The organism is Mogibacterium neglectum, from assembly GCF_030644205.1.
In the GTDB taxonomy this organism is placed as follows: domain Bacteria; phylum Bacillota; class Clostridia; order Peptostreptococcales; family Anaerovoracaceae; genus Mogibacterium; species Mogibacterium neglectum.
In genome coordinates this window covers 911,700-934,920 of the sequence record NZ_CP128647.1, presented here as the reverse complement: position 1 = coordinate 934,920, position 23,221 = coordinate 911,700, and the positions used below count along the sequence as shown (strand labels likewise).

General features: G+C 36.9%; 17 protein-coding genes and 2 tRNA genes. All 19 read left to right on the top strand.

The annotated features are described in order from the left end of the window. The first annotated feature begins 24 nt into the window (after positions 1 to 24). The 19 genes from polA to QU661_RS04275 all read left to right on the top strand — a co-directional run bounded on the left by polA (position 25) and on the right by QU661_RS04275 (position 23,214). On the top strand, positions 25 to 2,631 hold the full coding sequence (gene polA, locus QU661_RS04365; RefSeq protein ID WP_304989064.1) for a DNA polymerase I: 2,607 nt from the start codon (positions 25 to 27) through the stop codon (positions 2,629 to 2,631). Positions 2,632 to 2,643: 12 nt separating this feature from the next. Further along, the gene (gene coaE, locus QU661_RS04360) at positions 2,644 to 3,243 is read left to right on the top strand and encodes a dephospho-CoA kinase (RefSeq protein ID WP_304989063.1); all 600 of its coding nucleotides are present in this window, start codon (positions 2,644 to 2,646) and stop codon (positions 3,241 to 3,243) included. Between the two features lie 59 nt (positions 3,244 to 3,302). After that, complete coding sequence (locus QU661_RS04355) at positions 3,303 to 4,337, top strand: sugar-transfer associated ATP-grasp domain-containing protein (RefSeq protein WP_304989062.1); 1,035 nt, start codon at positions 3,303 to 3,305, stop codon at positions 4,335 to 4,337. 47 nt (positions 4,338 to 4,384) lie between these two features. Further along, positions 4,385 to 5,773 (top strand): Mur ligase family protein, encoded by a 1,389-nt coding sequence (locus QU661_RS04350; RefSeq protein WP_304989061.1) that lies wholly within the window; start codon positions 4,385 to 4,387, stop codon positions 5,771 to 5,773. Continuing rightward, a complete protein-coding gene (locus QU661_RS04345) occupies positions 5,774 to 6,493 on the top strand; it encodes a hypothetical protein (RefSeq protein ID WP_304989060.1) in 720 nt (239 codons plus the stop codon). Between the two features lie 147 nt (positions 6,494 to 6,640). Beyond that, positions 6,641 to 6,722 (top strand) — tRNA-Leu (locus QU661_RS04340). 27 nt (positions 6,723 to 6,749) lie between these two features. Continuing rightward, a tRNA-Leu gene (locus QU661_RS04335) sits at positions 6,750 to 6,836 on the top strand. A gap of 45 nt (positions 6,837 to 6,881) precedes the next feature. Beyond that, entirely contained in the window at positions 6,882 to 7,298 is a 417-nt protein-coding gene (gene yajC, locus QU661_RS04330; RefSeq protein ID WP_304989059.1) for a preprotein translocase subunit YajC, read from the top strand. 247 nt (positions 7,299 to 7,545) lie between these two features. After that, positions 7,546 to 9,819 (top strand): protein translocase subunit SecD, encoded by a 2,274-nt coding sequence (secD, locus tag QU661_RS04325; RefSeq protein ID WP_304989058.1) that lies wholly within the window; start codon positions 7,546 to 7,548, stop codon positions 9,817 to 9,819. A 54-nt stretch (positions 9,820 to 9,873) separates the two neighbouring features. Next, on the top strand, positions 9,874 to 12,051 hold the full coding sequence (locus tag QU661_RS04320; RefSeq protein WP_304990461.1) for a RelA/SpoT family protein: 2,178 nt from the start codon (positions 9,874 to 9,876) through the stop codon (positions 12,049 to 12,051). Then, positions 12,051 to 12,674, top strand: a complete 624-nt coding sequence (locus QU661_RS04315) for an MBL fold metallo-hydrolase (RefSeq protein ID WP_304989057.1) — start codon at positions 12,051 to 12,053, stop codon at positions 12,672 to 12,674. Before QU661_RS04320 ends, QU661_RS04315 begins: the two co-directional genes overlap by 1 nt. Next, the gene (gene hemZ / locus QU661_RS04310; RefSeq protein ID WP_304989056.1) at positions 12,667 to 14,046 is read left to right on the top strand and encodes a coproporphyrinogen dehydrogenase HemZ; all 1,380 of its coding nucleotides are present in this window, start codon (positions 12,667 to 12,669) and stop codon (positions 14,044 to 14,046) included. The genes QU661_RS04315 and hemZ overlap by 8 nt, the downstream gene beginning before the upstream one ends. Before the next feature lie 22 nt (positions 14,047 to 14,068). Next, positions 14,069 to 15,322 carry a histidine--tRNA ligase gene (gene hisS / locus QU661_RS04305; RefSeq protein ID WP_304989055.1) on the top strand — a complete coding sequence of 418 codons (1,254 nt, stop codon included), beginning with the start codon at positions 14,069 to 14,071 and terminating at the stop codon, positions 15,320 to 15,322. A gap of 1 nt (position 15,323) precedes the next feature. Further along, positions 15,324 to 17,102: an aspartate--tRNA ligase gene (aspS, locus tag QU661_RS04300; protein WP_304989054.1), complete on the top strand. Its 1,779-nt coding sequence runs from the start codon at positions 15,324 to 15,326 to the stop codon at positions 17,100 to 17,102. Positions 17,103 to 17,141: 39 nt separating this feature from the next. Beyond that, positions 17,142 to 17,744: a nicotinate-nucleotide adenylyltransferase gene (gene nadD, locus QU661_RS04295; RefSeq protein WP_304989053.1), complete on the top strand. Its 603-nt coding sequence runs from the start codon at positions 17,142 to 17,144 to the stop codon at positions 17,742 to 17,744. After that, on the top strand, positions 17,725 to 18,306 hold the full coding sequence (gene yqeK / locus QU661_RS04290; RefSeq protein WP_304989052.1) for a bis(5'-nucleosyl)-tetraphosphatase (symmetrical) YqeK: 582 nt from the start codon (positions 17,725 to 17,727) through the stop codon (positions 18,304 to 18,306). Before nadD ends, yqeK begins: the two co-directional genes overlap by 20 nt. 2 nt (positions 18,307 to 18,308) lie before the next feature. Next, positions 18,309 to 18,653, top strand: coding sequence for a ribosome silencing factor (gene rsfS, locus QU661_RS04285; protein ID WP_304989051.1), 345 nt, complete (start codon positions 18,309 to 18,311; stop codon positions 18,651 to 18,653). A gap of 16 nt (positions 18,654 to 18,669) precedes the next feature. Then, positions 18,670 to 21,150, top strand: a complete 2,481-nt coding sequence (leuS, locus tag QU661_RS04280) for a leucine--tRNA ligase (protein ID WP_304989050.1) — start codon at positions 18,670 to 18,672, stop codon at positions 21,148 to 21,150. Positions 21,151 to 21,165: 15 nt separating this feature from the next. After that, complete coding sequence (locus tag QU661_RS04275; protein WP_304989049.1) at positions 21,166 to 23,214, top strand: ribonuclease J; 2,049 nt, start codon at positions 21,166 to 21,168, stop codon at positions 23,212 to 23,214. Positions 23,215 to 23,221 lie beyond the last annotated feature (7 nt).

Below are 23,221 nucleotides of genomic sequence, written 5' to 3'. Positions count from 1 at the left end.
TGATTAACGAGAGGAAAATAGTTGATGAAACTTGTGATAATAGATGGTAACAGTTTGCTTTTTAGGGCTTATTTTGCTATGAGACCAATGATGACTAAAGAAGGGGTGTACACACATGGTGTGTACGCCTTTATCAATATGCTAAATAAAATCTTAGGTGATTATGTACCTGACTATGTTGCTGTTTGCTTTGATATGAAAGCTAAGACTTTTAGGCATAAACAATATGAGGAGTATAAGGCAGGTAGACAACAGACTCCAATTGAACTTCTGTCACAGATCCCTCTCATGCACGATGTCCTAGATGCTATGAATATATCTGTATTTGAAAAGGAAGCATTCGAGGCAGATGACTTAATAGGTACAATTACAGCAAAAGCTTCGAATAGAGGTATAGAGTCAATTATAATTACGGGTGACAAAGATGAACTTCAGCTTGTTGATAAGAATACTAAGGTCATAATCAATAAGAGGGGTATGACCGAATTTGACATGTATGATGAAGCTGCAATGATAAACCGATACTCTTTAACTCCAAAGCAGTTTATAGATCTCAAAGGACTCATGGGTGATAAATCTGATAATATTCCTGGTGTTCCGGGAGTTGGTGAGAAGAAAGGAATTGCTCTTCTTAAGCAATACGAATCAGTTGAAGGTGTTCTAGAGAATGCAGATAAGATTAAAGGTAAGCTTGGTGAAAATATCAGGGATAATAAAGAGATGGCTAAGCTATCTAAATCGCTTGCTACCATCAAGCGTGATGTACCGCTAGACTATAAGTTCGACGATTTAAAATTCGTAAAACCTAACTATGAAAAACTCCTCAACATATATAGGAGTCTTGAATTTAATAGTCTTATTAAAAAATTGGATTTAAGTGAAATCGACGCAGTAACAGAGTCTGAGAGCAAAGGTGCTAATATTTATAACGAATACTCTAGATATAAGGCTGTAGATCCTTCAAAATTCTATGACAGAGTGAGTCCAGGAAGTGAAGTTGTTATAACATTTAAAGGTATTGATAACCACACCAGTATGCCATTGCTTGATAATGTTTCGCTATTATCAGCTGAAGAAAAGATAATTACTAAAGTTGAGCTATCACCGCTTAATGTTTCTTCTGCTATCGAAATGCTTATGAGTCAAGGATACGAGTATATCTGTTATGACATAAAACCATTTATATACACATTACTTAAATATAATATAAACAGTATGCGAATCAAACATGATGCTTTTGTTGCGGAATACCTTTTAGATCCCAATAGAAGCAAGTATTCATTAGATAAAATGCTCGTTAAATACACTGATTTTACTTATGACGAATCAACTGAGGATTTCGTTCGTTTGCTTTATATTTTAAAAGTCTATGAAGGTCAGAAGGAAGAAATAGATTCGAATGGACTTGTCACAGTTTACGAGGAATGTGAACTTCCGCTTATTGAAACTATGGCAGCTATGGAAGCTGTCGGTATGAAGGTAGATAGATTTGTTCTAGAGTCGGTTGGGAACGAACTCGATTCGAGAATAACAGATTTAGAAACTTCAATTTATGAAAAAGCTGGACAGTCATTTAACATTAAGTCACCTAAACAACTTGGAGTGATATTATTCGAAAATATGGGTATTCCTTATCCAGTTCGTAGCAAAAAGAAGACTGGATATTCTACATCAGTAGATGTATTAGAGAAGCTTAAAGATGAACAGCCCATCGTTAATGATATTCTGGAATATAGAAAAGCTACTAAGCTAAAAAGCACATATATAGATGGACTCATTGCTCTTATAGCTGACGACAATAGAATCCATCCGCATTTCAACCAGACAGTCGCTGCGACTGGTAGAATCAGTTGTACTGAACCAAATCTACAAAATATTCCAATTCGTGATGAATATGGTCGTAACATTAGAAAAGCTTTCGTTACTAGTGATGATGATCATACATTCATAGGGGCAGACTATTCACAGATTGAACTTAGAATTTTAGCAGCGCTGAGTGGCGATGAATCTCTGATAAATGCGTTCAACAACAATGAAGATATTCACCGAATAACCGCTTCAAGAGTGTTTAATATGCCACTAGATCAAGTAACACCGCTTGATAGATCTAGAGCAAAGGCCGTAAATTTCGGAGTCATCTACGGAATGAGCGGGTTCGGGTTAAGTGAAGAACTAATGATTTCAAGGGCTGAAGCTCAAAGATATATCGATGATTACTTTTCAAAGCACGCGGCAGTCAAAGCCTACCTCGATGAACAGATCAAAATAGGGGAGCGTGATTACGCTGTTAAGACGATAATGGGCCGCATAAGACAAATTCCTGAATTTGCATCGCGCAAATATATGGATCGTCAATTAGCAAATAGATTGGCTATGAATACTCCTATTCAGGGAAGTGCTGCTGACATAATTAAATTGGCCATGAACAAAGTGTATCGCGAGCTTAAGGATAGGAACTTAAAATCTAAACTAGTGCTTCAAATTCACGATGAATTGATCATTGAAGCGGATAATGACGAGCTTGAGGTTGTCAAGGAATTGTTAAGACGTAATATGGAAAATGCTTTCGCACTTAAGGTTAAGCTTGTGTGTGATATGCATACTGGTAGTACTTGGTATGATTTAAAATAAGGGTTGCATCATATGTTAAGGATTGCTATTACTGGTGGAATCGGCTCAGGAAAAACGGTCATCACAAATTATCTTGAATATTTAGGATATACTATTATCGATGCAGATGTTATATCTCGTGAAATGACTGGTCCAGAAGGGTGTGCGGTTGAACGAATAATCGAGGTATTTGGTCCCGATGTTGCTTCAATCGAAAAAGGCCTATCACGTGAATATATTCGCCAGCTTATATTTAGTAACAATGAGATGAAACGTAAATTTGAGGATATAGTTACAAAATCAGTTATCGATACCATTAATCGTATTTTAAAAGTCTATGAACTATCAGGGAAAAATGTAGTTTTCGTCGCAGCACCTCTCCTGTTTGAATATGATATGGAAGATGAATTTGATGCAGTATGGTTAGTTGTGTCAGATGAAGATAAAAGGATAACTAGAGTAGCTGAACGAGATGGACTTGATAATGAAATGATTACAAGAATTATCGATTCGCAGTTAAGTGATGAAGAAAAATGTGTACTTGCAACTGATATTATTGAGAATAATTCCGCAGTTGATGATTTGAAGATCGCAGTTAACATACTTCTAGACAAATACAAACTCAAGACTTAATTGAGAGCGAGTAATATTTGTGATAAAATTATATGTCTCGATTTACGTGAGGTAGAGTTATGAGTGTAAATTTACGTTATAAACTTAGAGTACTTTCAGGAGCTAAATTCTCAAAATTAAATGAGGTAGCTACCGAGATTAACCGAAGATGTGGAAAAAGTAGGTCTAGCATTATAAGAGATATTTACCACTGCTACAGATTATTCGGCAGCGGTTACTATGATTATATAACTTATCATTTTTATGAGCTAGACGACAAAACACGTGATACGTATATGACACGTATGCGAAGTAAAAAATTAATCACTTTCCTAAATAACCCAGAAAAGGCAAAGATTTTCGATAATAAGAATAAATTCGATGAAGTTTTTAAAGAGTTCATCGATAGAGATTTTCTTGATGCACTTAACTGCAATCTTGATGAGGCAACGCGGTTTTATAATGAAAATGAAGTCGGATTTGGTAAAATGCTTGATCTTTCATGTGGGAAGGGTGCTGAAATCATCAGAATTTCAGACTTCGAAGATGCACGAAAATTTTATGACTATATAAAAGAAAAGGGATTTGGAGTTGTTGAAGAGTATCTTATAAATCATGATAAGATTCGTGAAGTGTATGAACCAGCGCTCAATACTATGCGTATGATTACGATTATCGGAGATGATAAAGAACCACATTTGTTCTTTGCCGCGCAAAAATTTGGTGTAGATGGTCGATTTATCGATGTTCATGGAATCCATGCTCCAATTGATTTAGAAAAAGGCGTTGTTCATTTTCCTTTTCATAGCGGAAATACCGATACAGATTTGATATATACAAAACATCCTGATACTGGATACGATTTAACAAATTATGAGGTACCAATGTTCAAAGAAGCAAAAGACATGATTCTTCGTGCAGCAATGAAGGTTCCTGAGATGAGGTATGTAGGATGGGACGTCGCTGTAACTAATAAGGGACCTAAGATTGTTGAAGGAAATGATTATACTGCTTATGACTACATGCAGCTTCCATATCAGAATCCTAGTAGAATTGGAGTTATCCCTGATATTCTAAAGCTTGTACCTAGCTTCAAGGATGAGCTCCGAAAATAATTTATATTTATGCTTAACTGATAACAAAGAAAGGTTGACACGTATCAATGGGTAAATTGCGCTTTTTTTGCGCTCTCTTAGTCGCAAAGCTATCTATTATCGCGCTTAAGATTACTAGGCATAATGGCACTAACTTTCCCGGTATAGTTGCTATTAGAATATGTCCAAATTTTCTCAGGTACATTGAATTACCTAATAGAATAATTGGGATAACTGGGACTAACGGCAAAACTACATGCTCCAATTTACTAAATGATTCTCTTACTTTTTTAGGGGAGAAGGTGCTTAATAATTCTGCCGGTTCTAATACAATCACCGGTATTACAACATCTCTTATAAGAAGTGTAAGTTTGACTGGAAAACATAAATACGGTACGGCGGTATTTGAAATAGACGAGCTTTCTTCAAGAAGAATATTTCCCTATGTTCATATTGATTATTTAGTGGTCACTAATTTATCTCGTGACTCAATTATGAGAAACGGACATCCAGAATATATGAGATCTATTCTAGAATCGTATATCGATAAATCAACCAGACTGATTTTAAATGCAGATGATCTTATATCTTCACTGATGTGTCCCGACAATAAAAGAGCTTTTTTTGGCATCGCTTCACTTGCTATTGACAAAGAGTCCTGCACAAATCTGATTGACGATTGTCCAATTTGTCCAATTTGTAATTCCAAATTGAAGTATACAAAAAATAGATATAGCAATATAGGTAGGGCATACTGTCCTAATTGTAATTTTAAATCATATGCTGCTGATTACTTAGCCACAGATGTTAATCTTGATTCCATGACAATGAATGTGTCTCTTGAAGGTGAGAAGTGCAGATTTAAGTTATTCAATAATGGAACTTTCAATATTTATAATGAATTAACTTTAATAGCAACTCTTAGTGAATTAGAATATTCAGTTGATGAGATAAAAGCAGCAGTAGACAATGTTAATATAACAAAAGAAAGATTAAATGAATTCGAAGCTGGAGGGATTAAGTTAAGTTCTGTTCTATGCAAAGATAGAAACGCTTATGCGAGTTCGAGAGTATTTGAATATATTGAAGCACAACCTGGAGAAAAAGAGCTATTATTGTTCAATAACAACTTTCAGGATGATACTACATGGTCAGAGAATATGTGCTGGCTTTACGATGCGGATTTTGAACTGCTTGCAGATGATAGAATTAAAACTATAGTAACGACCGGATCTAGAGGGCTGGATTTTAAACTCAGACTACTTTCAGCTGGAGTTAAAGAAGATAAGATTAAATATGTTATTGAACCTTTTGATTGCATTAAAGAGTTAAAGTTTATAAAAGGGGAGACCATATTTTTGCTCTATGGCACTGATCCGTTTTCTCCAGCACGAAAGGTCAGAAAACTCCTAGAAGGATATCTAAATAGTATTGATAATAACGAGAAGGTAGAATAAATGATTATCGAAATGCTCTATCCAGAGCTCAGCAACCTGTATGGTGATTCAGCAAATATTAAGTATCTTATGGATTCTTATCCTGGAATAGAAATTATAGAAACGAATATCGGTGAACGTCCCGCATTTCTTAATAAGGGTGAAGTTGATCTTGTGTACAGGGGGACTATGACCGAACGCGGTCAAAGGCTTTTTATAGATAATTTATCAATATATATTAACGAATTAAAGGAATCAATAGAACAAGGGCAACGTTTCTTAGTGACTGGTAATGCTGTTGAAGTTTTTGGCAATTATATAATTGATAAGTCTGGAGAGAAGATAGACTGTCTTGAAGTTTTTAACTTCCATACAGAGAGAGATATCCTTGCCAAACGTTTTAACTCTCTTTATGTTGGTATATATAAAGATATTAAGATAGTTGGATTTAAAAGCCAATTTGGTCATAGTTTCTACGATAGCGACATTGAGCCGCTTTTCAATACAATCAGAGGTCCCGGTTTTAACATAGAAGAAACACGTGAGGGTGTTCATTATAAAAATTTTATGGGCACATATTTGCTAGGACCTTTATTGGTTCTTAATCCAGATTTTACAATTGTTTATGCGAATGAAATTGGTTTGTCTAAATTTATACCAGCCTATTACGAAACGGCTAAGGCTGCTTATGAATTAAGACTTAAGCAGTATACTGATGAAAAGACAGGTTTTTATTATTAGCATAGTATATAAAAATTTAATTTGATAAAAGTAAGTAATTTATTTAATTCTTTCTTGGTATATTGATTTATATTATAGATTAATTTTTAAGTTTTTTTATATTTTACTTGCAATCAAATTGATTATTCTGTATATTTAAATAGTCGTGTGGCTGTGGCGGAATGGCAGACGCGCATGCTTGAGGGGCATGTGGGAGACCGTGCTGGTTCGAGTCCAGTCAGCCACACCATTTTTTTTACAAAAAAATAAAAATTTTGCCGGCGTGGTGGAATTGGCAGACACGCGGGATTCAAAATCCCGTGGTAGTAATACCGTATGGGTTCGACCCCCATCGCCGGCACCAACTAATTTTTCATTTTCACTATAACGAAAATATTGGAGGTCAGAGATGAAGACAGGTTTATACAATATCGTTTTAATACTGGTATTTATACCACTTATCTACTTTATGTTGATTAGACCACAGAGAAAACGTGACAAAGAAGTTACTAGCATGAGAGCCGCTCTTAAACCTGGTGATAATATCGTCACAATTGGTGGTATCGTCGGTAAAATTGTTAGAATTAAGGATGATAGAATTCTTATCGAAACTGGTTCAGGTAAGACTAAGATGGAGATTATTAAATCTGCTGTAGGCAGCGTTGTTGGTAAGCAGGAAACTGACAAAAAGGAAGATAAACAACCTGAAGGAAAGGCTGAACCTGCAGAAGAGACACATGTTAACAGATCTAAGAAGGTTACTCCAAAGAAACTCGGAACAAAAAAAGCTGCGAGTGAGGGAGAAGCTGAAAACGATGCTGAATAGTTAAAATTTAAGGTGTGCATGCTGCACACCTTAAATTTTTTTATTTGTTTTTACTGAAATTTTATTAAAATTAACGACATAATAAAACATATATAATTTTATTTTATATAATGCTCAAAATCGCTATTTATCAACGGATTTATCACTTGAAGAAATCACCTATATAATGTAAAATGTTTTGAAGTATTATTTAATAATCTGGGGCATATGTCCTCATCAAATGACGGAGGAAGGGCAATTCATAATTATGAAAACTGGAACAAAAAAGTTTTTAGCAGTATTAGTGACAGTTATTATCATTATTGGATGGGCTATAGCTATTAATGGAGCTGGCCCTATTAAGAGCATTAACAAACAGCTCAAATACGGTCTTGATATTAACGGTGGTGTGTATGTATTACTTCAGGCAGATACAAAAGCAACTGGATCTGATCTTAGCAAGCTAATGGATCAGACTAAATCAGTGCTCGAAAATCGTGTTAACGCGATGGGTATTTCTGAAGCTACAGTTTCTGTAGAAGGTACTAATAAAGTTCGTGTTGAGATGCCGGGAGTAGATGATGCCGACACCGCTATTAAGCAAATAGGCAAAACTGCTCAGCTCAGATTTCTACTTGCTGATGGCACACAGATTATGAACGGTAATGATATTAAGGATGCATCGTTTAGCACAGATTCAAATGGTGGTGGGTATAAGATTACTATCGACTTTACCTCTGCAGGATCACAAAAATTTGCAAAAGCGACCGAAAAAACGTCTCAAGGTGCTGTAACAGCTACTTTAAAAAATTCTGATGGAAGAACGTTCGATGCACAGTCAATCATCATCATGCTTGATGACAAGGTTATATCTGCACCTACAGCTAAAAGTGTGATAAATGGCAGGAGTTGTGAGATTACTAGACCAGGTGGTTTCTCAAAGGAAGAAGCTTCGCAGACATCATCTCTCATTAGAGGAGGTGCGCTCCCTGCATCGCTAACTGAAGTTAACTCCTCTGTTGAGACTGCGACGATTGGAGCGAATGCGCTGGTAAAATCAGTTAAGGCAGGTATCATAGGTCTTGCTATTGTTTTCCTGATTATGCTTGTAGCTTATGGACTACTAGGATTAATTGCCGACCTTGCACTTTCACTATATGTTCTCATAGTATTAGTAGCTATGGCGGCACTTGGAGCAGTACTGACCCTTCCTGGTATCGCTGGTATAATTTTATCAATAGGTATGGCAGTTGATTCAAATGTAATTATCTTTACTAGAATCAGGGAAGAGATATCAAAAGGCAAATCGATTAGAGCAGCGGTTGACGCAGGATTTAAATCTGCATTATCGACGGTTGTTGACTCTCAGACTACTACCTTGATTGCTTCAATCGTTCTGTATCTGATTGGTACAACAGCCGTAAAGGGGTTTGCGCTTACCCTTATGCTCGGTACTGTTTTTAGTATTTTTACAGCTGTAATCATTACTCAGTTATACGTTACACTGCTTGCTGATAGCAAGAAATTCGGTCATAATAAGTATTTCGGTGTAAATGAAGATGGTTCACCTAGGTTCAAGCTAAAACATCAATTCGACTTTATTGGAAATCGCAAGAAATTCTACGCGCTTTCACTCTGTGTAATCATTATTGGAATTGCATGCGCAGGATTTAAGGGCTTTAATTACGGTATTGACTTTACTGGTGGTACAACTATTCAGCTTGACATGGGTAAGAAGGTCAATATTGAAGAAGTTAAGAAAACGATTGCAAAACATAAGCTAGATCCTCAGATTGTATATGCTGGTGATAAAAACAATCAAATTGTAATTAGAACTATAAAAGCACTTAAGGCTGATAAACGACAGGAAGTAATCAATACTATTGATTCAAAGTACGGTTTGAAGAAGGGTGCAGTTCTTTCCTCTGAAGAGTTTGGACCAACAGTAGGAAAAGAGCTTAGACACAATGCTGTTAAATCGGTGCTCATAGCGACGTTCTGTATGCTTATCTATATAAGATTTAGATTTAAGAACTGGAACTATGGACTTGCTGCTGTAAGCGGACTTGCTCATGACGTATTAGTTACACTTGCGATTTATGCAATATTTGGATTTACAATAAATAATCCGTTTATAGCTGGTATATTAACAGTTGTAGGTTATTCCATAAATGACACTATCGTAGTTTTTGATAGAATACGAGAGAACACAAAGTTCTATAAGCGTAAAGAAGTTTTAGGACTCATCAACGACAGTATCAACCAGACTCTATCAAGATCGCTTATGACATCACTTACAACTATTGTTGTTATGATTCCTCTGTTCTTCCTAGTTTCATCTGAAATTAGGCAGTTCTTGATACCACTAATCATCGGTGTATCGGTAGGAACCTATTCATCTATCTTCTTATGCAGCCCACTCCTTTATGAGTCCATGCGTAAACAGAACATGTCAAAATATGCTAAACGGATAGAGCAAAACGAAAAGCAGCGCAAGAGAATAGAACGAGCTAAACGCGAGAATGACGGTATAATAAAATAATTATTTATAGATAAATCTATTGGAGGCATTAATTTGCAGTCAAAAGCTGTAGTTATGACAACTGAAGAATTTATAGCTAAGCTTGAAAGTCTTAACCACAAGTATAATTCGCCACTTGTGGTTAAGGCATATGAAATAGCTAATAGCCTACATAAAGGTCAGCTAAGGAAAAGTGGGGAACCGTACATAATCCATCCTATTGCTGTCAGTTTTATATTGGCAAATTTCGGCATGGACACAGAAACAATTGTTGCTGGACTAATGCATGATGTTGTCGAAGATACTCCATATACTCGCGAACAATTAGTTGAAGATTTTGGTGAAGAAATAGCACTTCTTGTTGATGGTGTTACAAAGTTAGGAAATATCAAATACGATTCAAAAGAAGAACTTCAAGCTGAGAATTTTCGTAAGATGTTCTTAGCAATGTCAAAAGACATTAGAATTCTCATTATTAAGCTCGCAGATAGGCTTCATAACATGAGAACTTTAGAGTATATGCCAACAAAAAAACGTGAAGAAAAAGCTTTAGAAACACTTGAAATTTATGCTCCGCTTGCGGGAAGACTTGGTATTTATAGCATAAAGTTTGAGTTGGAAGATTTAGCGCTTATGTATCTTCATCCAAACGAATACAAGGAACTATCTAGTAAAGTAAGCCAAAGAAGAGAGAGTAGAGAAAGTGTTGTTCAGCGATTAATTTCTGAAATAAAAGAAGGGCTGAATAATGCACATATTGAATGCGAAGTAATGGGTCGCTCTAAACACCTTTACAGCATTTACAAGAAAATGGTAATACAAAAAAAGCAGTTAGATGAAATTTTTGATTTAACAGCCATTAGAATTATCGTGGATAGTGTGAAAGATTGCTATGCTGCGCTTGGACTTGTCCATACCAAATGGACTCCTATTCCTGGCAGATTTAAAGATTATATTGCAATGCCGAAACCAAATATGTATCAATCGATACATACAACTGTATTAGATGATAATGGTAATCCTTTCGAGATTCAGATTAGGACTAAGGAGATGCACCGTATTGCTGAATATGGTATTGCCGCTCATTGGAAGTACAAAGAAGGTAAAACTGTTGGTGCTGAAGATGAAGATGAAAAGAAGTTAGCGTGGCTAAGACAAGCTCTTGAGTGGCAAAAGGAGACTGATGACTCTCTCGAATTCCTTGAAACATTAAAGGTTGATTTATTCGACCATCAGGTGTTCGTTTTTACACCACATGGTGATGTTGTTGAGCTTCCTGCTGAATCTACACCTATTGATTTTGCGTTTAAAATTCATACAGATGTAGGAGTAAGATGCGTAGGAGCGAAAGTAAACGGAAAAATGGTCACAATTGACCACAAACTTAACACTGGTGATATCGTTGAAATTATTACTTCAGCAAATTCTACTGGTCCTAGTATGGATTGGCTCAATATTGCAAAGAGTTCCCAAGCTAAAAACAAGATAAGAAATTGGTTACGAAAAGCTGATAAAACTAATGTAGTTGAAAAAGGTAAAAATAATATCACTAACTATATTAGAAAAAAGGGATATGATCCCGCACTTGTTGCAAAAAATTCATACTTGCTAAAGGCTGTTAAAGATTTAGGTATGAATAATATAAATGAATTATATTCTTCTATCTCAGGTGGTGGAGCTGCTCAGGTTAGACTTGGTCAGAGGCTTATCGATTATTATATCGAAGATACTCATAAAGAAGAAAAAAGGGCCGAAGAGATAATTAAAAAGAAATCTATAAAACGTGAATCTAATTCATGTACGCCCGGAATTACGGTTAAAGGTTCTGATAATCTTCTTATTAAAGTTGCTCGATGCTGCAATCCAGTGCCTGGTGACGATATAATTGGCTTTATTACAAAAGGTAGAGGTATCACAGTCCACAGAAAAGACTGCACCAATATATTGAGTTTGCCGAATGATGAGAAAGGACGACTTATCCAAGTAGAATGGGAAACACCTAAACTCGGACAGACATACTATGCAGACGTTCTTGTTTCCGGACAGGATAGGAAAGGACTGTTTAGTGATATATCTAAGGTGTGCGAAGATCTAGATATAAAACTATCTGGAGTTAATATGAGACCAGCTGAAGATAACAATGTTACATGTACATTAACAGTATCTATATCGGACACACATCAGATGCAGCGACTTCTAATCGCACTTAGAAATGTTCCCGGTATTTCAGAGGTATATAGGGCTAGATCATAATGAGTATAAACATTAAACGAATTGAGTGTGCTCCAATAGGGGAAAACACCTACATAATAAAAGATGATTCAACGGAATCTTGTGCAGTAATTGATCCCGGCTGTCATAACGATTTAATTGATAATTTTATCGGAGGAGAGAATAATTTATTTTATATTATCCTTACTCACGCACATTGGGATCATATTATTGCTCTTAATGAATATAAGAAAAAATATCCTAGTGCAAAGCTCGTTGTTAATTTTGACGAGCATGAGATGATAACAGATTCATCAATTAACGGAACTGCACAGTACACTAGTGAAAATGTTGCTTTAGAGGCTGATATTTACATTGCTGATAACGAAGAGCTTAAGCTTGGTGACACAACACTGAAGTTCATCACAACACCTGGTCATACTAAGGGCGGTATGTGCATACTAGCTGATGGCAATTTATTCAGTGGTGATACATTGTTTTTCAGGAGTGTCGGAAGAACAGATTTGTATGGTGGGAACTGGGGAGATCTCAAAGATTCAATTCAAAATAAACTATTTAAACTAGATGGCAATACGATTGTATACCCAGGGCACGGACCATCTACTACTATTGACCTAGAGATGAGGGAAAATCCTTTTGTATAGATTGTATGTTAATGGAATACATAATGAACACCATTATTCTGAGTTAGCTCGTGAGTTTTTTGCCGATAATGAATATGAAGTTATACCAATTAATATTGAAAATGCTGATGGTTTAGCTCTCGGTCATAATAGCCTTGTTTTCAATGCTGATCTCAAACAGGATAGAGATCAAATAAAGCGTGATATATTTAAAAGATTATCAATTATAACTGGTAAAACTCCCGAATGGGGAACTTTGACAGGTGTAAAACCTCTTAAACCAGCGATGAATCTCTATCTAGCTGTATCTGATTTAAACGAAGTTGACAAAGGCTTATCTGATATATATATCGTATCGGATAGTAAGCGAAAGCTTATAGATGAGATTCTCAGATATCAGATTGAAAACGTGCCAGTGGCTGATGACAACAATTGGTCCATATATACTAGTATTCCATTTTGTCCCAGTATCTGTTCTTATTGTTCATTTGGTTCAGAACTTGCTAGAGTGAAATCAATTCTCAGATATCTTCCCAAACTTCAAAGGGAGATATCTGAATGTGGACGGCTCTTTAAAAAAAGTAGCAAGAGTATTGAAAGTGTATATTTTGGTGGTGGCACACCGACATCTTTAAACTTTAGTGAACTAGTTGCACTTTTTGATTCAATTGAACAATCTTTTGACATTAAACTTAGAGATATAGAAACTACGGTTGAAGCTGGTAGACCAGATACTATAGATAAAGACAGATTAAATGCAATAAAAAAATACGGTGTAAGGCGTATTAGTATCAATCCCCAATCTATGAACGATGAGACGTTAAGGAAAATCGGTAGATCTCATTCAAGTAATGATATAAGGAACGCGTTTAAGCTAGCTCATGATTATGAATTTGAAGTCATAAATTCTGATGTTATAGTAGGTCTTCCTGGTGAAACTACTAATGATATAGCAAGTACTATTCAAAAATTAATAGATATAGGTGCTAATAATATCACTGTGCATACATTATCTGTAAAACGTGGCTCTAAACTTAAGCAAGAAAACCCTGATTACTATTTGAGAGGGGTGAAAGAAGTGGAGATGATGCTAGATACAGCATCTCGCATGCTTCATGGTGCTGGCTTTGTACCTTATTATGTATATAGACAGAAGCATCAGATGGGAGCGTTTGAAAATACAGGTTGGTGTATCCCTGGTCTGCATTCTTTGTATAACATAAGAATTATGGAGGAAATGCAGACAATTATCGGGCTTGGTGCAGGGGCGATTGGAAAACGATATTTTCCATCAGAAAACCGGTTAGAACGAATACCTAATATAAACGACTATAGAATGTACGTAGAACGGATTGATAACATAATTGCTAGAAAGCATAAATATTTTGATTGAAATCACTATTTAGGAGGAGATTATGGCAATAAAAGCACCAAAAGGAACCAAGGATACGATGCCTAGGGATTCATACAAAGTGCAATATATAGAAAAGGAATTTTCGGAACTTTGTCGCCTTTATGGGTTTGGAGAAGTGAGAACACCTATGTTTGAAAGCACAGAGCTTTTCAACAGAGGTGTTGGTGAGACTACAGATATAGTACAGAAAGAAATGTATACATTTGAGGATCTTGGACATCGCAGCATCACCTTGAAGCCTGAGGGGACATCTCCTGCTGTTAGAGCATTTATAGAAAGTCATGACTATGCGGAGATGCAGCCAACTAAGTATTATTATGATACGCCTTGTTTCAGATATGAGAGACCGCAGGCGGGTAGACTTCGTGAATTTCACCAATTCGGCGTGGAGAATTTTGGAACTCCAGATATGATGGCCGATGCTGAGGTTATAGCGCTTGCATCTGATTTTATAAAAAAAATTGGAATTGAAGATGTTGAACTAAGAATAAACAGTGTTGGATGCCGTGAATGTAGGCCGGTATACAGAAAGGCTCTTCAGGATTATCTAAGACCGTATTATGAAGAGTTGTCAGATATAAGTAAAGATCGATTTGAAGCAAATCCTATGCGCATCATCGATAGCAAGGATCACACAGATCAGCAAATTGCTAAAGATGCACCATACATACTCGATTACCTATGTGATGATTGTAAATCCGCGTTTGAATCATTAAAGTCTAATCTTGATGCTATGGGTATTGACTATATTGTTGATCCAAGAATCGTGCGTGGTCTTGACTATTACACAAAGACTTCATTCGAATTTGTAACAACGAAGATAGGCGCTCAAGGAACTATTTGTGGTGGTGGTAGATATGACCATCTGGTAGAAGAAATTGGTGGACCTTCAATTCCAGGCGTTGGATTTGGGTTAGGTAAAGAAAGATTACTTATTCTTATGGAACAGAACGATATTATCGTAGATGATCCAAGTATCCCAGATATATCCGTTTCTTTCATAGGTGATAATGCTAGACTTTATGCGTTAAATCTAGTACATAAGTTAAGAGAGCGCGGAGTTGTTGCAATTATAGACACTCTAAACAGAAATCTCAAAGGTCAGATGAAATACGCTAATAAGCTAAATGCACGATACTCCGTCGTTATTGGTGAAAACGAGATTGAAAAAGGTATAGTGATACTTAAAAACATGCAGAGCGGTGAGCAAAAAGAAATTAAAGCCATAGATATAACTAAGGAGATTGAAAAATAAGATGTCTAAATTACTTAAAAGAACACACATGTGTGGTGAGCTAAGACAAGATGACGTAGGTAAAAGGGTTGTCCTAAACGGTTGGGTTGCTAAGGCAAGAAGCCTTGGAGGTCTTGTGTTTGTCGACATCAGAGATAAATCTGGAATTACGCAGATTACATTTAACGAGGATATCCCAGAAGAACTTCTAGAGAAAGCAAAATCCCTCAGATCCGAGTATGTTATAGGGGTTACCGGTACGGTAAAGGAAAGATCTTCGAAAAACGATAGTATCCCAACCGGATCAATAGAAGTTTTTGCAAATGACCTTGTTATATATTCTGAAGCCGATACTCCGCCAATATACGTCAAGGATGACGATAACGTAGATGAAAACCTCAGACTTAAATACCGTTATCTCGATCTGAGGAAGAGTAAGATGCAAAGAAATCTCACATTCCGTCACAGACTTACGAAACTCGTGCGTGACTACTTTGACGAAAATGGGTTTACTGAAGTTGAAACGCCAATGCTGATTAAACCAACACCAGAAGGAGCGAGAGACTATCTGGTTCCTAGTAGGGTTAATCAAGGTTCATTTTATGCACTACCTCAGTCACCTCAGATGTTCAAGCAGCTTCTTATGGTGTCAGGAACAGATAGGTATTTTCAAATCGTAAAGTGCTTCAGAGATGAAGATCTTCGAGCTGATAGACAGCCAGAGTTTACGCAAATAGATCTTGAGATGTCTTTTGCAGATTCTGATGATGTAATAAGTATGCAGGAAGGTTTACTGAAGTGCATCATGAGAGACCTAAAAGGTATCGACATTGATACTCCGTTCCCAAGATTAACATATAAAGAGGCTATGGAAAGATACGGTTCCGACAAGCCAGATACGCGATTTAATATAGAATTAAACAAATTAAACGATATATTTGAAGATAGCGAATTTAAAGTATTTAAGGATGCTCTTGAAACTGGTGGAGACATACGCGGTATTTCAGTACCTGGCGGTGCTACAGAATTCTCAAGAAAGAAAATTGACAAGCTGACAGATGAGGCAAAGCACTATGGGGCAAGGGGGCTTCTCTGGATAAAAGTTGAAGAAGATGGATTTTCTTCTTCGGCAAGTAAGTTTCTTAAAGATGAAGAATTAACTAAAGTAGCTGAACGTTGCGGCTCTAAAATAGGTGATATAATATTTATCGTATCTGCACAGCCAAAGGTAGTATTTGACACTTTGGGGTGGTTGAGAAGGAAGATTGCAGGAATCCTCGGGCTTCTTGACGACGCCAAGTTTAACTTCCTGTGGGTAGTAGATTTTCCGATGTTTGAAAAGGACGATGAGGGAAATCTTAAAGCTATGCACCATCCTTTTACGCAACCAAAGCTCGATGAATTAGATAAGCTCGATGGAGATATACTATCTTTAAATGCAGATGCATATGACATTGTTTTAAACGGAGTTGAACTAGGTGGTGGGTCAATCAGAATTCACGATAGAGAACTTCAGGATAAGATGTTTCAGGTTCTTGGTCTCGGAGAAGATGAAAGGATGGAAAAGTTCGGATTCTTTATCGAGGCGTTTAAGTATGGTGTACCCCCTCATGCAGGGCTCGCATATGGACTTGATAGAATGGTAATGCTTTTACTTGGTGAGAGTAGCATCAGAGAAGTAATTGCATTTCCTAAGAATGCGAATGCAGAATGCCCTGTTTCAGAAGCTCCTGGAAAGGCAGATTCTGTTCAGCTTGAAGAATTAGGACTAGCTGTTGTGACCAAGTACGAACAAAAATAATTATACGCCAATAAATTTTAGTTATAGGAAATAATCTTGATGAAAAAAATAGCGATATTTGGCGGTACATTCGATCCTATTCATATTGCACATATTACACTGGCAAAGACGGCTTTAAATGAATTAGGTTTAGATAAGTTAGTATTCATGCCCAATTCAGTTTCACCATTCAAGCTAGATGCAAAAATATCTTCAGCTGAACATCGATGCAACATGATTGAACTAGCCATAGCATCTGATGAGCGTCTAGATATGACTCGATATGAAATCGAAAAAAAAGGGATTTCATATACATATGATACGCTAAGTGAGCTCTCAGCTATATATGATGCACACCTATACTTCGTATTAGGATACGATTCTGTAGTTGCTGTTGATTCATGGTATAGAGGAACGGATATATTAAGTGAGTTCGCCCTTATTACTGCTGTAAGACCAGGAATTGATGATACTTGGGGTACACAGAAAATAGCTGAATATCGTGAAGCATACGATGCTGCAATACATATTCTGCACATGCCTCCAATTGACTGCTCTTCATCTCAGATACGTGCGCTGTGTAAAAAAGGTGAATCGATTGCAGGTCTAGTAGACGCTAATGTTGAGGAATATATAATTAAAAATGGATTATACAAAGACTAGAGAGATTGATGATTATCTGAAGCATGTACTTAAACCTCGAAGATATATTCACTCATTAGGGGTGGTAGATATGGCTGGTGAGTTAGCATCTATATATGGAGCTGATGTAAAAAAAGCTAGATTTGCAGGATTAGTTCACGATATAGCAAAATGCTACTCATGCGAGGCTATGAACCGCTTGATAAGGACATACGGTGTCGACTTAAAATATTACAACAAGCCTGAACTTGCTCATTCGAAGGTCGGTGCTTCAATGCTTAGAAAAGATTTTGGTGTCGACGACCCCGATATTTTGATGGCCGTTTCATCTCATACCGCAGGTCGTTATGGGATGAGTATGCTTGAAGAAATTGTATATGTAGCTGATGCTATTGAGGTTAATAGGACATATCCAGAGGTAGCGGAGCTTAGGGAGCTTGCAAAAAAAGATCTAGATACGGCTTGTCTTGAGATAATCGATTACAGCATCGAATTGCTAGGTAGACGAGGAATTTCAGTAGACGATGATACATACGAAGCGAAACGTTTCATTCTTGATAAAATTACCGAAAGGAAGGGTTAATTATGACAATGCAAAGTAACGCAATTGAAATAGCTAAGGTTTTATCCGAGAAAAAAGCTCGTGATATTACAGTTATTAATATTGCTGAAAAATCCTCATTTGCAGATTTTTTCATCAATGCAACCGCAGGTTCTGACAGGCAGCTTAGTGCACTTCTTGACTTCACAGAAGGGAAGGCAGCAGAGCTAGGACTTGAGCAGAAAAACGTTGAAGGGATTCAAGGTTCCGGATGGATTCTCGCAGACTACGGGGATATAATTATAAATCTATTTACGGCAGAGACTAGAGACAAATACACTCTTGATAAGATTTGGAGTGATTGCGAAATAGTATTCATTGAAAAATAAAAGAAAGGGCACGATTATGAACGAAAAATACAATTTCGGCGAAATAGAATCAAAGTGGCAAAAAATTTGGTCTGATGAACAGGCTTTTAAAACAAGTGATGACAATACCAAAGAAAAATACTATACACTCGAGATGTTCCCATATCCATCGGGTAAGCTCCATATGGGACATGTGCGTAACTATTCTATTGGAGATGCTATTGCAAGATTTAAGAAAATGAAGGGCTTTAATGTACTTCATCCAATGGGCTGGGATTCGTTTGGGCTTCCTGCGGAAAATGCAGCTATAAAGAACGGTATTCATCCTGCGATTTGGACTGATAACAACATTGCCGAGATGCGTAAACAGCTATCTGCACTTGGATTTAGCTATGACTGGGATAGAGAAGTTGCAACCTGCAAAGAGGATTATTATCGCTGGATGCAGTGGTTATTTATTCAATTTCAGAAGAAAGGACTCGCTTATAAGAAGGAGAATCCTGTAAATTGGTGTCCTTCATGCAAGACAGTTCTCGCTAATGAGCAGGTAGTTGAAGGGGCTTGTGAGCGTTGTCATACACCAGTAACAAAAAAGCATCTATCTCAATGGTATTTAAAGATTACTGATTATGCTGATGCATTGCTTGAAGATCTTGACAAGCTTGATGGTTGGCCAAATAAAGTTAAGCTTATGCAAAAGAATTGGATTGGTAAATCGACAGGAGCTGAAATCAGATTTCAGATAGATGGAACAGATAATGCTCTAAATGTATATACGACGAGATGTGATACTGTTTACGGTGTAACATTTATGGTCATGGCTCCAGAGCATCCTTATGTTAAGGAGTTAACTCTAGGAACCGAATACGAAAAAGCAACAAATGAATACATTGCAGAATGTGCACATAAGAGCGAAATTGAGAGAGTTTCACTTACAAAGGAGAAAACCGGTGTGTTCATAGGGCGTTACTGTATAAATCCGTTTACTGGCAAGAAGATTCCTATTTACATTTCAGATTACGTACTTATGGACTACGGAACTGGAGCTGTAATGGCGGTTCCTGCCCATGATCAGAGGGACTTTGAGTTTGCAAAGAAATTTGGCCTAGAAATTGTTCCAGTAGTAGACGTCAATGACCCTGAAGTTGATTTATACGACCTCAAAGAGGCTGCTCCTGCAGAAGGTAAATTAATCAATTCAGGTGAATTCAATGGTCTAGATAATCTTAAATCAATTCCTAAGGTTATTGATTATATTGAACAAAAAGGAATCGGAAAGAAGTCAATTAACTTTAAGCTAAGGGACTGGCTAATTTCAAGGCAGAGGTACTGGGGATGCCCTATACCGATGGTTTATTGTGATGAATGTGGCTGGATACCTGAAAAAGAAGAGAATCTTCCAGTAAAGCTTCCTACTGATATCGAATTTACAGGTAAGGGCGAATCACCAATAGCTACTAGTTCAACTTTTATTGATACAACTTGTCCTTGCTGTGGAAAGCCAGCTAGACGAGAGATTGATACTATGGATACGTTTGTGGATTCATCGTGGTATTTTTTAAGGTACTGCGATCCTCACAATGGCAAAAAGCCATTTGACCGAGATAAAGTCGACTATTGGATGAATGTTGACCAGTATATCGGAGGAGTTGAACACGCAATTCTTCATCTTCTCTACTCAAGATTTTTCCAGAAGGTACTAGCAGATCTTGGCTTTGTTTCAGCTAGAGAGCCATTCCAGAATCTTCTTACTCAAGGTATGGTTATTAAGGATGGAGCTAAAATGAGTAAGTCACTCGGCAACGTAGTTAGCCCTGAGGAAATTCAGAAGAAATATGGGGCAGATACTGCTAGATTATTCATACTATTTGCTGCACCACCAGAAAAGGAGCTCGATTGGTCAGACGCCGGCGTAGAAGGAAGCTATAGATTCCTTAATAGAGTTTACAGACTTGTATATGATTATGTAACAGATATCAGAGATATTGATGCAGTTTCTGGTGATGTAGTTGCAGTTACTCCTGAAGACAAAGCTCTCAACTATCAATTAAATAAAACTATTAAGAAAGTATCAGATGATGTTGGCGGTAGATTCAGCTTCAATACTGCAATTAGCTCGATAATGGAACTAGTTAATGAACTTTACAAGTATAAGCAGCTTAAAAATGTTAATATGCCTCTTCTCAACAAGGCTATTAAGAGTACGATTTTAGTTCTAAGTCCATTCACTCCTCATATATGCGAAGAGCTTTGGTCGGAATTAGGCGAGGGATCGCGTATATATAGTGCACTATGGCCAGAATTTGATGAGTCAGCATTGGTTCTTGATGATGTAGAGATTATCGTTCAAGTGAATGGTAAATTGAAGGATAAGCTCACAATGTCAAAGGATTCATCAAAGGAAATGCTCGAAGAAGCTGCAAAAAACAGTGAGAAGGTTCAGGAATCTATAGGCGATTTAAATATCGTAAAAGCTATTGTAATTCCAGGCAAACTAGTAAACTTCGTTGTTAAGTAATCTTCGGGTATGAATATGGGAATAGAAAACAGAAATAGTAAAAAGTTCCAGAAATCAGATAGTTCAAATTTATCAGGAACAAGAAATAAGATTGATAATAATCGTGGCGGTGAATCATCGCCACGTAATAGCAAATTTAAGGTAAGTGATAATTCTCGTTCTAGAGCTAAAGGGGTAAAAACATCTATTAACAATAGGCAAAATAAACACTCTACAAATAGAACTCAAAAAAGAAACAATAGGTTTAGCAACGATAATATTACCTCAAGAAACAATAATACGAAGAACACTGACACAAAGATAAATACTAGCCAAAATAAAAATCTTGGAAAGAGTAGCAAAAATTTGCAAGGTAAAAATCATTCTTCGAATAACCAAAATAATAATCAAAGGAAGCGACCTAAAGCACCGCTTGAAACTATGAGGATTATGCCTTTAGGTGGTCTCAAGGAAATTGGGAAGAATATTACTCTCATTGAATATAAAAATGATATTCTTATAATCGACTGTGGATTTTCGTTTCCTGAAGATGAGATGTTTGGTATAGACGTCGTGATTCCTGATTTCACATATCTTAAGGAAAATAAGGAAAAAATTAAGGGACTTATCATAACGCATGGTCACGAAGATCATATCGGTGGCGTACCATTCCTTCTTAAGGTGATAAATGTTCCTGTATACGCACCTCCACTCTCTATGGGTCTTATACGAAATAAGCTCAAAGAACATGGCTTATCAATGGAAGAACACGTTATTGAAGCTGGTGATATCTTCAATATTGGTGCTTTTAGAGTTGAAGCGATTCATACTAATCATAGTATTGCAGATTCAATGGCTTATTCGATAAAGTGTCCCGGAGGTCATCTTGTTCACACTGGTGACTTTAAGATTGACTACTCTCCACTAGATGGCAAGAGAATCGATCTTGCAAAGTTTGCCCAACTTGGACAAGAAGGCGTAGATGTTCTTCTCTGCGATAGTACAAATGTTTTAAGACCAGGATATACTCCATCAGAGCGAGTTGTTGTGGATTCTATGAACGAGATTTTTGCAAAGACGGAGAAGCGTTTAATTATAGCAACATTTTCCTCTAACATATATAGAATCAAGTACTTCATGGAGGCTTCGATAAAGTATGGGCGTAAGATTGCAATATCTGGTCGTTCGATGGAAAATGTAGTAACTCTTGCAAGAGAACTTGGATATCTCAACCTTCCAGAATCTGCTTTTGTAGATATAAGGAAAATTGGAAATATTCCAGATGCAAATATCACAATTATTACCACTGGAAGTCAGGGGGAACCTATGTCCGCACTGACAAGAATGGCAAATGACTCGCATAGAGCAGTTAAATTAAAAGCCGGAGATACTGTCGTCTTCTCGTCATCGCCAATTCCTGGCAATGCAAAGGCAGTAACCAATATAGTTAATAAGCTTTACGAGAAAAAAGTTAATGTATTCTTATCAGACTTTGTCGATATACATGTTTCAGGACATGCCTGCAAAGAGGAATTAAAACTTATACATTCACTTGTTAGACCTAGATTCTTTATTCCTGCACATGGTGAGTACCGTCACCTACGCGAACATGCGCGGCTTGCTGAATCGCTTGGAATGGATAGAGGCAATATCTTCGTCATGAACAATGGAGATGCGCTTCGCATAACTGGTAAGCAGGCAAAAGTTGAACCAGAGGCAGCACCAGCAGAAGATGTACTCGTTGATGGTTATGGAGTTGGTGACGTTGGCAATGTAGTATTGCGCGACAGGAAACAGTTATCCGAGTCGGGCCTTATAGTTATTGCCGTTTCAATTGACAGCAATTCAGGTCTGCTTGCCTCCAGGCCAGAGCTTATAACTCGTGGATTTATCTACGTAAAAGAGAATATGCCTCTCATCAACGAAGCAACTGAAATTGTGTATGAGTCTATTGACAAATGGAATAACATCGGATTAGATGATGTAAATGCCCTTAAGAGTATCATCAAAGACGATATGAGGGGATTCATCTACAAGAAAACTCGCAGAAGTCCAGTTATTCTGCCAGTGATTTTAGACATATAAACATTTG